This window comes from Vallitalea guaymasensis, from assembly GCF_018141425.1.
Classification (GTDB): Bacteria; Bacillota; Clostridia; order Lachnospirales; family Vallitaleaceae; genus Vallitalea; species Vallitalea guaymasensis.
The window spans coordinates 3,420,203-3,431,936 of sequence record NZ_CP058561.1 but is presented as its reverse complement, the minus strand read 5'-3'; the positions used below and the strand labels follow the sequence as shown (position 1 = coordinate 3,431,936).

Annotated in this window: 9 protein-coding genes; 2 read left to right on the top strand and 7 right to left on the bottom strand. The window is 30.2% G+C overall.

The features are described from left to right. Positions 1-13: 13 nt before the first annotated feature. Both HYG85_RS14725 and HYG85_RS14720 read right to left on the bottom strand, forming a co-directional pair. On the bottom strand, positions 14-2,107 hold the full coding sequence (locus HYG85_RS14725; protein ID WP_212690306.1) for a beta-galactosidase small subunit-related protein: 2,094 nt from the start codon (positions 2,105-2,107) through the stop codon (positions 14-16). Between the two features lie 120 nt (positions 2,108-2,227). Next, entirely contained in the window at positions 2,228-2,575 is a 348-nt protein-coding gene (locus tag HYG85_RS14720) for a PilZ domain-containing protein (protein ID WP_113673594.1), read from the bottom strand. A gap of 259 nt (positions 2,576-2,834) precedes the next feature. On the opposite strand from HYG85_RS14720, the gene upp reads away from it, so the two are divergent. Beyond that, positions 2,835-3,467, top strand: coding sequence for a uracil phosphoribosyltransferase (upp, locus tag HYG85_RS14715; protein ID WP_113673593.1), 633 nt, complete (start codon positions 2,835-2,837; stop codon positions 3,465-3,467). Positions 3,468-3,757: 290 nt separating this feature from the next. Continuing rightward, a complete protein-coding gene (locus tag HYG85_RS14710; RefSeq protein WP_212690305.1) occupies positions 3,758-4,852 on the top strand; it encodes a C40 family peptidase in 1,095 nt (364 codons plus the stop codon). A 330-nt stretch (positions 4,853-5,182) separates the two neighbouring features. Here the strand turns inward: HYG85_RS14710 and trxB are convergent, their stop codons facing one another. The 5 genes from trxB to HYG85_RS14685 form a co-directional block, all read right to left on the bottom strand. After that, the gene (trxB, locus tag HYG85_RS14705) at positions 5,183-6,109 is read right to left on the bottom strand and encodes a thioredoxin-disulfide reductase (protein ID WP_212690304.1); all 927 of its coding nucleotides are present in this window, start codon (positions 6,107-6,109) and stop codon (positions 5,183-5,185) included. 30 nt (positions 6,110-6,139) lie between these two features. Beyond that, a complete protein-coding gene (locus HYG85_RS14700) occupies positions 6,140-7,069 on the bottom strand; it encodes a tetratricopeptide repeat protein (RefSeq protein WP_212690303.1) in 930 nt (309 codons plus the stop codon). 66 nt (positions 7,070-7,135) lie between these two features. After that, positions 7,136-9,058, bottom strand: a complete 1,923-nt coding sequence (locus HYG85_RS14695; protein WP_212690302.1) for a GAF domain-containing protein — start codon at positions 9,056-9,058, stop codon at positions 7,136-7,138. Positions 9,059-9,101: 43 nt separating this feature from the next. Further along, positions 9,102-10,697, bottom strand: a complete 1,596-nt coding sequence (locus tag HYG85_RS14690; RefSeq protein WP_212690301.1) for a DUF342 domain-containing protein — start codon at positions 10,695-10,697, stop codon at positions 9,102-9,104. A 158-nt stretch (positions 10,698-10,855) separates the two neighbouring features. Beyond that, a complete protein-coding gene (locus tag HYG85_RS14685) occupies positions 10,856-11,674 on the bottom strand; it encodes an AraC family transcriptional regulator (protein ID WP_212690300.1) in 819 nt (272 codons plus the stop codon). Between the last annotated feature and the right edge of the window lie 60 nt (positions 11,675-11,734).

Sequence of the window (11,734 nt, the reverse complement as noted above, 5' to 3'; positions counted from 1 at the left end):
TCCTTATAATTATTTATATAACCCGTTTTATACTGAATGCGTATATATCTTCACCTGTAGAACTAGTATCAAATATATTGTACTTTGCTTTACTGGTACAACTTACATCCAATATTATTGGTTTGTCATTATTTTCTTCTTGGTTTATAGAATATGAACTATGTACACGTGGATAGATATTGAGAAGTATGTCTTTGCAGCTTTCAACTAATAATCCTTCACCGTCACTATCTGTAAGTGCAGCCCATCTTACATCTGATTTATTGCCACTTTTTATAGAATTATTCAGATTGTAATAATATAAACCTACTTTAGTCCCACTATTAATATCAGGGTATGTATCATTTGGTCCTTTACCCAGCCATGAAAAATCATTATACTCAGCTGGTATCTCCAACGTCATTCCTACTTTTATGGATTTATTGCTAGAACGAATTTTATTAATTATGTTTATTCTACCATCGGGTTCTATTATATAAGTAGTCTTGATATTCCCTTTTATCTGTGGGCATTTCCTTATGATGTCAATTTCATAGCTTCCTTCATCGGTGCTAGTGACTTTTACATCTTTCACTTTTGACATCTCTAATCTGCTAGACCCATTTTCAATATATACTTTTACTGGCGACAGGACATATTCTTGTCTATCAAATTCTATTGAACGGATGTTACCTTTCAATTTGTCCACAATTATTTCAAAATTATCGCCAATCACTTCGACTTTCAACTTTCTATCTCTTAATCTAGCTTTTTTTGATGATTTTATTTTTCTTTTTTTAGGTGCTTTATATGGTATTCTGTATTGTGCCCACGCCACATTATACCCTTTTTCTGCCCACCATGATTCTGTTTTTGTAGACATATTGATATTGATGTGGTACCAAGCATTTTCAAGAATATCCATCATATTATAGTCAATGTGTATATCTTTTCTTTTATTGATAGGTATATCTATATCTGTCAATTCACCACTTTTTATTACAATACCATCCTCTAGAATCTCCCATGTGAAATCGTAATCTTTCAGGGAAGATGGATCACAGCAATTTTTGATGCTGAAAATTCCTTTGATGATATCTTTTGGATATATATTTATCATTTCGTATTTCTTTTTAAGTTCAGATGCATATGGTGTTAGATGTCTATCATTATAGACTATACCTTTTTGGGTTAGTTCTTCTGTTTCTTCATCTCTAATCATTATATAATCACATAAGAATCTTCCTGCAATAGGATGTTCCTTGGATTCGCTATCCATTTTTTCATCTTCTTTTATGAAGTTATAAGTGAAAGTTACTGGATTATAATTCTTAAGACCTGTTGCATTTCCCTCATAGTATATTGGTCTAGTGTTGTCTAATAACATTATCTTCTTATATAGATTTATTGGTACATTGACTCTGGCGTCTATATTCCATACAATTACACATGAATAATTAATATATTTGTATATTATATTCTTGGTTTCTTCTTCATTAAATAATATCTCTTCTTCATGTTCTTGTTCATTCATAGGTTTATTAATTACATATAATCCATATTTATTGCACATATCATAGAAAACTTCTGCATTGTTATAATCATATGTAATTACCGTATTTATGTTATTGCTCTTCATGATACTTATATCTTCAATGTATTTTCTCTGCATTGCCTCTATATCATCTTGTTCATAATTTTTATAGACAACTCCATTAAGAGTTACTTGCTTACCATTTATATGAATCATATCATTATTTATCTCAATGAATCTAAAACCATGTTCAAATTTTTTCTGGCATAACTCTTCATCCTTTTCATTTTTTACAACTATTTTGAAGCTATAGCATTTTGGTAAATCAGATGACCATGTGCTGATACCATCCAACTCATTTTCCAATGTTACCTTGGATATGTTTTTTGCTGTTAAAACACATCTGATGTCAGCAACCAAGTTCTCGTTCTCATTATCAATCATCCATAATTCAATTTTTACAGGTTGTATTGTTGAACCCATATATGTAATGAAAACATCTGTATACATATAAATTTGGTCGTAGGTTTCATTTAATGCTTTTGAATTAACATAGTACCTATCTATTTTTATTGCTTTATCCACTTCGTTCATATTATTTTCACCCCTTTTATTACAAAAAACATAGATATAACCCTTATAATTTTTATTACATAATAAGAAAGCGACTATACATAGCCACTGTTACCCTAAATATAAGGTCACTTTCCTTTATTATTTTTCATTTAATATTTTCTCATATTCATCAACTTTATCTGCCAAGAATTCAGCAAGTCCTACGAATTCACAGCCTAAGCAATATTTATCTCCACATTTATTACTTCTTATTATTTTGAGTACACAGTAAAAGTATCTTTTTTCATCGAATTCTATTTTTGCGTTGAAATAATAGTTGAGAGGTAATTCATCTCTGCACAATATTCCAATACCGTTTTTAGAGATATCTATAACCTCTATTGTCTTATTATCAAGTTTTATTATGTCATTATTCTGTTTAAAAAGAGAATTAATTTCAAGTTCTAATTTTATGGGTAAACGCTTATATTTTCTTCTTTCTTCCATAGTAGTTCTCTCCTTTTTCACATATGATCAATAACTTAACTTTATATATTTTTCAATTTCTAATTATACCATAAAATAACATTAAAATAAAACAGGTTAATGATTATTTTTTTATATTTTATAAGATTTAATTGACAAACATAAGTAGATATATTAATATAAAAATTGTATGCAAATTAATAAGTGAAATTTATAATAAATAATATATCTTATTAACGCTCGTTCTATTTTTTAATATTATAAGGGAGGAATTATCCGTATGAACGAAAATGTAAAATTATTAGATCATCCGTTGCTTCAACATAAACTTACATTATTACGTGATAAGAACACTGGATCTAAAGATTTTAGAGAACTTGTCAAAGAAATTGCAATGTTAATGGGTTATGAAGTTACACGTAATTTACCTTTAAAGGAAACTACTATTGAAACACCTATTTGCAAAACTACTTCAAATGTAATAAGTGGAAAAACACTTGCTATTGTTCCTATTCTTAGAGCTGGTCTTGGTATGGTAGATGGTATGTTAAGTTTATTACCTACTGCAAAAGTGGGGCATATTGGTTTATATAGAAATGAAGAAACTCTTCAACCTGTAGAATATTATTGTAAACTTCCAAAAGATATTGAACAAAGAACAGTAATTATTACAGAGCCAATGCTTGCTACTGGTGGTTCAATTGTTGCTGCTGTAAGCCTATTAAAATCTTATGGTGTTAAAAATATTAAGATTATGTGTCTTGTAACTTCTAAACCTGGAATTGAAGAAGTATGTGCTCATCATCCAGATGTTCAAATTTTTACTACTGCTATTGATGAAAAATTAAATGATATTGGATACATTACTCCTGGTTTAGGTGACGCAGGCGATAGAATATTCGGTACTAAATAATAATAACTTGAGCTGACTTTTATAAGCAGCTCTTTTTTTGCCCTTTCATATTTATTAAATATTTGTTAATTAATTATTAATTCTATGCTTATCATTTTATTAGTATTTATGCTTGAATTCAATGCTTTTTAAGGAAATTACTGGTAATCAAAGCAAACTATTGCATTTATTCTTAATTAAGGTTATAATAATCATGTAATAATTAGTTAACATTTTTGTAACAACTATTTTTTTAGAATATTTTTCCTTAGTATTTACAAATAATAACAGTAGCATTAGGAGGTTTAATTATGAAAAGGCGAGGTATCAAGCAAGTTACTCTAGGTATATTAGGAGGATTAGTTTTAACACTTAACGTTAACGCTGCTACCATAGGTGTTGTTAATGTAAAGAATCTTAACGTTAGAAGTGGCCCTAGTACCACCAGTTCTATAGTTGATCATGTTCATTTGGGTGAAAAACTGGAAATCATTTCTACAAGTGATAACTGGTTTAAAATTGATCTTGATTTGTTAAGCAATGCATATGTACATAGCAATTACGTTAACATTGAGAATTCCAGCAATTCAAAAGTTGTAACAACTAAAGCTGAACTTAGAAACTCACCAAATCTATTAGGTAATGTGTTAGCAACTATTGATAAAGGACAACTAGTCAGCATAGAATACCAAACTGGAGATTGGTTCTATGTTAGTACAACAAAGGGTAAAGGATATATGTATAAAAATAGTTTATCTGAAACTAAATCTTCAGATTCAAAATCCTTATCCACATCACAAGATACTACAGAAAAGGCATCAAAAAAAGTTGCTACTGTAAACACAAATATACTTAATGTTAGACAACAACCATCTATCAGTTCTAAAAAGATAGGTAAAGTCTATCGCAATAATACTTTTGAAGTATTAAGCGAATCAGAGGAATGGGTTTCTATTAAGATACCAAACGGGTCTACTGGTTATATATATAAAGATTATGTAGTTATTTCTGATGAGAAGACCATTACAGATTCTTCAAGCTTAAGACAACAAGTAGTTAGTTATGCAAAACAATTTTTAGGCAACCCTTATGTATGGGGTGGCAATAGTTTAACAAAAGGTGTGGATTGTTCTGGTTTCACACAACAAGTAATGAAAAAATTTGGTATAAGTATAAGTAGAACTTCCAGATCACAAATTAATAACGGGTATAGAGTGTCAAAAAATGATTTATTACCTGGCGACCTTGTATTCTTTGGATATAGAAACAGAATATCCCATGTAGCTTTATATATTGGTAATAATCAGGTTATCCATGCAAACAACAGAAAAACTGGAATTATCATTAATACTTTAGGTGATTCAAGACTTTTACCTTATATAGGTGCCTCTAGAGTTATTAAATAGCTTAAAGCCTTGCTTTTTCATAAAAAATATTCTTTATATTATGTAAGTGGTAACACAATACATAATGGTATAAGGGGACTGTTTATTGCAGTCCCCTTTATGCTATCATATTTTAAAAATGGACAACGGTAGTTATAGTAAAACCATATACAGTGATATCACTCTCATTACGTTTGTTGCTTTTATCTGGTTTAGAGGTATGGCAACAAGCCGTAAAAGGTCGTTATATCACTGTATATGGTTTATTTATTAATCTTACCACGCTTAAGTTGTAAAGAGCATAACTATAGCGAATATATTTTTTAATCTATTACAGAGTTAACATTATTTTTAGAAATTTTCTAGGATGTATCTTTCGGCGGCGTAAACGGATGTGGCTCCGTCGGCTGCGGCTGTGATAATTTGTCTTAGGGTTTTTTGTCTAATGTCTCCGGCGGCGTATACACCTTTTACACTTGTTTGGCAAGAGTCATCGGTTAATACATAGCCTTTTTCGTCACATTTTACTTTGTCTTGGATAAGTTGTGAGTTAGGGTCTGTACCGATTCCAATGAATAGGCCATCAATGTCTAGGATGGATTCTTCTTTTGTTTTATTGTTGATAATTGAAATTTTTTCTACTTGGTCTTTGCCGATTACTTCTTTTAGTTCTGTGTTCCATAGTATTTTTATTTTATCTTCGTCATGTTTCAGTAAACTGTCTTGTAATATTTTTACTGCTCTTAGTTCGTCTCTTCTGTGTATGAGGTATACTTTTTTACACATTCTAGCTAGAAAGATTGCGTCTTCTACAGCTACATCTCCACCGCCTACTACGGCAACTTCCATGTTTCTGAAGAAAGCACCATCGCAAGTAGCGCAATAGGATACACCTCTTCCGGTAAGTTCTTTTTCACCTTTTACACCTAGTTTTTTCCATCTAGCACCAGTAGCCATGATTATAGCTTTTGATTGGTATTCGCTGCCAGTTGTCTTGACTACTTTTACTGTTTGGTCTAGCAAGAGATCGACTACCTCTTCTGATTTTATTTCTATGCCTAATTTTTCAGCATGTTCTCTCATTTTAGTACTTAGCTCGAATCCTGTAATATCTGGGATTCCTGGATAGTTATCAACTTCGTAGGTGTTGATTACTTGACCGCCTGGAACATCTTTTTCTAGTACCATAGTTTTTAACATTGCTCTCTGAGCATAGATGGCTGCAGCCATACCTGCAGGACCAGATCCTATTATTATCAAATCATATATTTCTGTCATTAAAATCACTCCTTAAGTAAATAAACTTTTTCAAACAATAGCGTCGCTTTTTTCTAACATACATCTTATGGACGCAGAATAATTGATGAGACTTTGTAAGTCTCTATCATTTTGAACATATTCTGCCATCTTAGGATGTAGCCTAAGTACATCCAGTATATCTTTTTCAGCATTATCAATTAGCTCTAATTTCATATAACAACAAGCTCTATTATAGTATAGGAAAACTGAATCTTCATTATTATTAATTCCATCAGTGAATACTACGATTGCTTCCCTGTATTCTTCTTCATCTCTATGGAGAACACCCAGATTCAAGTAAGAGTATGGATAGTTCTTATTATACTTTATAGCTTGTTCGTAATATTTTTTAGCCTGATTAATTTTATTTTGTTTGGACATGAGTACACCCATGTTGAATAATACCATGTAATGCCTGTTATCAATATCCAGAGCTTTTTTCATTAATTTGAGAGCTTTGTCGATTTCATCTCTCTGCTCATAGATAGAACCTAAGTTAATGCATGCCCAAAAATCATATGGATTAATTTCTAGCACATTATTGTAATTCTCAATTGCTTTTTCTACTTCACCTAAATAATCATACGCATAAGCAAGAAAAAAATAGGCTTTTGAATAATATGGATCACATTCTATAGCTTTTTTATAATAGGGTATTGCTTCTTCAAAATTATCCTTATGGTCATGTAGGATTGCAATACCATAGTATGCTCTTGCCTCTGAATCGTCATTGGCTAGAACTTCCTTGTATACTCTTAGTGCATTATCATAGTCATCTAACTCATCATATATGATAGCAATATCTAATAATAACTCGGTATCATTATTTTTACCATAATCATAAGCTTTATTAAAATAATATAATGCTTTTAGTAAATTATCTTCTTCATAATATTTTTTCCCTAAAATGATAAAATTGTCTATATGATATTTTTTCATAATTTCTCTCTTTCGTATCATGTTTATGTAAAGTATTTTAGGATATGGGCGGTTTATACCTATACATTATGAATAAATTGAAACAAATTCTTCAAACGAGTTAAAATCCTTACCATAGTCATATTGTTTACAACTAATATTCTCACCAAGTATACTTATAATATCATTTACAGGTTCTTTATCAAAACTAATAACAAAAATATTCATGTTATCTACGGGATATACTTTTTCAAACTGTTTTCGTAATTTATCAGTGTTTATTCTTGTGAATGTAAAATTTACACCAACTTCTATATGTATAATCTTTAATTCTAGATAGAACTCTTCTGCTTCAATCACATCTTGTTTCAAATCATTTAAAAACACTGCTTGATAGTCAGGTCTATACTGATCTATTATCTTACTGAGTGATATAAACTGATACATGATAGGTGCGATATGATTAGCGATAGATTCTAAAGTAATAATATTCTCTTCGTCTCCTAAAATCTTATCCTTAATAGCTAGTATACCAATAACACCCAAAAGTTTCAACTCATTCTCATCGACAAATATTGGCACGAATAAGGCTCCACTATATGTATCATTAAAGCATTCAACTATTTCAGGAGCAAATGTATTTTCTACATCAGCTTCACTATTCAATATTATCTTTTCCCCTAATTTTAGAGGCAACAGCTCGTCTTGTAAGGGTATATGTGTTAAATTACCGTCTATATTTATTGACCTGGTAATATTAATTCCGTCTTTATCATTATCATATAATCCTATGAAGCCACTTGTGACTCCGAAAAAGACGCTGAGAGTACTTAAAGTCAGATCTATCAGTTGCTCCATATTACCAGCTATATTAATATTCTTCATTAACTCATTCAGTTTTACCAATCTAGTTAATTTATTATTGATGATTTCCTTCTGCATATTGGTCTTCTGAAAATTCTTGGCGTTGTTTATTGCTATATAGGTAGATGAAGCCAAGCTTTCAATTAATTCAAATACACTATTTTCATATTGGTTACCATTGACTTTTGGTCCTAATGTAACAAATCCAACCAATCTGTTTTTCTTCAACAGCGATACCACATAACTGATTTTAACATCTTTCAATATCTCTCGTGAGTCTTCAAATAAGTCATAAAACTGATTTCGCTGTGATTCATTACTCATATCAGTTAGAATCCTGATCTTAGTATCTTTTATTGATTTAGTAGGATATAGATTGATGAACATAACTGAACTTGAGTTATATACATCCTTCAAACTCATTAATTTATAACTATTGCTAATAGAATCATATAAGAAAAAAGTAGTGAAACTACTTTGTGTAAGTTCTGCAAAAGCACTAATGGACAATCTGTATAAAGCACCTAGATCCAAGCTACTTAATAAAGCCTTTGATGAATGATTAATCGCAAATAGGCTGAATAATTTTTCATTCAGCTGTTTACTCACATTCTCTAATTCTTTGAAATATTTATAGTTAGACAATGATGTAGAGAACAGGTTCATCAGAGCATTAGCAATAATCTCATCATCCTCTAAAAACTCTTCATTATTTCTATTAACAAATATAAATCCATATAATTCACAATCCATAATTAGTGGCATAATAAAATTGCACTCAAAATCACTAAATATGTCTTTTGAAAAATATGTCTTCAGATTATTTTGTCTTAGTAATCCGCTGTTATATTTAATTATCTCATCAAAAGATTCATTATATTTAATAGTATATTGCTCTTTGTCGTATCCATTAACCTGCATCAGCTTGTATTCATGGTTTTTTCTGATAAATACAGCTATTTGATTAGGTAATAATAGTTCATTAGTAAATTCAAAAATGTATTTTTCTATGTGGTCTAAATTAAATTTCTGAGAAAAAAATTCAATAGCATGTATTAAGCCTGTATATCTATATACCTTTTTACTTATATCTTCATTTTTCCTATGGTGCTCAAGGATATTATACAGCATTTGTTCGTAAGCCATATTTGGGTACCTTCTTCCTGATCAATATAAAGGCACGTCTAATTTATGCCTTGATAAGTTCTTTATTTAATACATAGAATGTTGTTGGTGTATTCAAAAATTTGCTACAGTGAGTATTGCATGATTTTATACTTATTGATACATTAGGATATAGGCAATTAGTTACTTTTACTTCTCCTTCACCTTTTGCATGCAAGTAAGAAACATATTTTTTCTGCTTGTTATATAATTTTTTCAAACTATCCCTATAATACTCAAATTCATCATTCAGTTTATCAAAATCAGCCTTTTGGGAATCGCTTAAGTTAGCAGCTGAATAGATTGATAGCTTTTGTTTCAATAGTGATATCTTTTCTTTTACTTTTTTGATTGTCAAGATAATTGTGTCGTATTCTTCCTTTATCTTATTTCTCTCAAAGCCTGTTACAGTTATTTTGGTATAGGATTCAGTTCTATTACCTATTTCACCAGCTTGAACCTTTATGCTAGCTTCAATGTTTCCGCCTATGATTCTGCTTTTATAGGATTCAAGTTTAACTTCTTTTGCTTTTATATTGCAGTTAATTGCATAGGAACCGATATTTACTGTTCCATCACATACGATAGTGCATTCTGATGCGAATTTGGTATACAAATCTCCATTACAAATAATCTTAGCTTTGTTCTTGCCTGCAATTCCACCTCTAATGTAGATACTGCCATCTCTACTTTCTATAGTATCAACACTACCTACACCCATATCTCCCATTACTTGGATGTCATGGTCTGCTTTAACGATAAAATTATCCTCTATGGAATTCTTGATATCAACAAATCCATCAAAATCAATATTACCTGTTTTGAATGAAACATTACCATCTATTTCTAAACAATTACATACACCTATGATGTTATTTTGATATATGACCGCACCTGTTCGTTTGGCATATAGAATTGTTTTATCTTGTTTGGCATCGTATCTCTCTGTTACTGTTTTCTTATCATATTCTAGGTTAACTTGTCTACCTGGTTGAGCTGGTATTATTTCTCCCCATACTGTTTTACCTGGAACCCCTTCTTTTGGTTCTATCCTTTCACCAAGCCAAGTACCTTTTTCTACTTTATTTATCAAATTAAGTTCATAATGGTTAACAGCTTCATTTTCGACCATTTGTGGTCTTACTTCTTCAATTTTATATAATTTTATTTCTGCATCATTACCTCTTGTTGGAAGCACTCCCTCAGCTATCTGAATTTTTTTCAATGGCTGAATGATATTAACTATATCATGTACATCGATACCATATACTATATTGGAATGCTGTATAGCTTGCATGACTATCTCAACCAATTCAGATTTATCCCTACTATCGAATTCTTCGGTTGTCATATTGAGTGTTACATAACCTTTTAACCTATCTTTACTTACTGATAGCTCTACTAATGGTTTTTTTATGCCGATTTTTATTATTTTACCAGATGCCAATGCAATTGCAGAAGTAAGAGCAGAAAAGCAGGTAAGATTAATACGGGGATATTGTAACATGATATTATTAAAATCATTCAAGTTATATCCCTTTTCGAAAACTCTCACATAATATTGTTCCTCTTCTTCTATTAACTCCAAGTATTCGTTAGAATATATCACATTACTGAACAAATTAATCCACCCCATCGTTTACTATTTTTAACCATATTATATAACTTTTTCTACATTAAAATCAATATTTGTACAAAATTAAATTAAAAAACTCCTTATGATATATCGGCAACTACTTATTAATACTTAACAGTAAATCTTTAATATTTTTTAAGATTCTATTTTTTTTCACTTATTTGTATGGAATTTCTGTAATATTTTGGTGATAGTCCTTTATATTTTTTAAATATTTTAGAAAACATAAGAGGATCATTATATCCTACCGATCTAGATATTTGTGAAATAGTCAGCCTTGTTGATTCCATTAACTCGCAAGCTTTATTTATTCTATACTCAATCAGGTATTGTTGTGGTGATGTACGTAACTGCTGTTGAAATAGAATATATAAATAACTTCTGTTAAGAGAAAGATATTTTGCAATATCTATAATAGTTATGTTTCTCGAATAATTAGCTTTTATATATATGATAGCTTCTTCCACATAGTTGTTTTTGATTTCCTTTTCATTATCTATGTTGAGACTTTCTTCTATCATCTTGCCTAACAGCAAGTATAGATATCCTAATAGATTGAAATCCTTACATACACTCAATTGGTTGCAGTTATTCAATTGCTTAAGTATCTCTTGAATGCTATCATTTTTAAAGTTGAATATTAGATTCTTATTATCCAAATTAGCTTTTTGTAGATAATCTTTTGCTTTTTGTCCATTGAATCCAACCCACATATACGACCAAGGTTTTTCTTTATCAGCTTTGTAGTATGTTATAACATTTGGACATATCAGAAAAGCATTACCCTTACTTAACTCATAGATCTTGTCACCAACCTTATATATACCTTTGCCATTAATTATAAAATGTATAAGGTAATGATCTCTAATAGCTGGTCCGTATGAGTGACTAGGCTTACACACCTCTGCTCCACTATGATAGAATATTAAATCCGTACTATATGCTTCATAATCATATTGCATAATCTTTTACCTCTTCTGAATTATTATGTTTAATCAACTATACAACATTTCACCATGTTA

What these genes read in the sequence shown, in the direction of transcription:
- HYG85_RS14725 (WP_212690306.1), bottom strand. Translation starts at nt 2,107, where the DNA reads ATGAACGAAGTGGATAAAGCAATAAAAATAGATAGGTACTATGTTAAT.
- HYG85_RS14720 (WP_113673594.1), bottom strand. Translation starts at nt 2,575, where the DNA reads ATGGAAGAAAGAAGAAAATATAAGCGTTTACCCATAAAATTAGAACTT.
- upp (WP_113673593.1), top strand. Translation starts at nt 2,835, where the DNA reads ATGAACGAAAATGTAAAATTATTAGATCATCCGTTGCTTCAACATAAA.
- HYG85_RS14710 (WP_212690305.1), top strand. Translation starts at nt 3,758, where the DNA reads ATGAAAAGGCGAGGTATCAAGCAAGTTACTCTAGGTATATTAGGAGGA.
- trxB (WP_212690304.1), bottom strand. Translation starts at nt 6,109, where the DNA reads ATGACAGAAATATATGATTTGATAATAATAGGATCTGGTCCTGCAGGT.
- HYG85_RS14700 (WP_212690303.1), bottom strand. Translation starts at nt 7,069, where the DNA reads ATGAAAAAATATCATATAGACAATTTTATCATTTTAGGGAAAAAATAT.
- HYG85_RS14695 (WP_212690302.1), bottom strand. Translation starts at nt 9,058, where the DNA reads ATGGCTTACGAACAAATGCTGTATAATATCCTTGAGCACCATAGGAAA.
- HYG85_RS14685 (WP_212690300.1), bottom strand. Translation starts at nt 11,674, where the DNA reads ATGCAATATGATTATGAAGCATATAGTACGGATTTAATATTCTATCAT.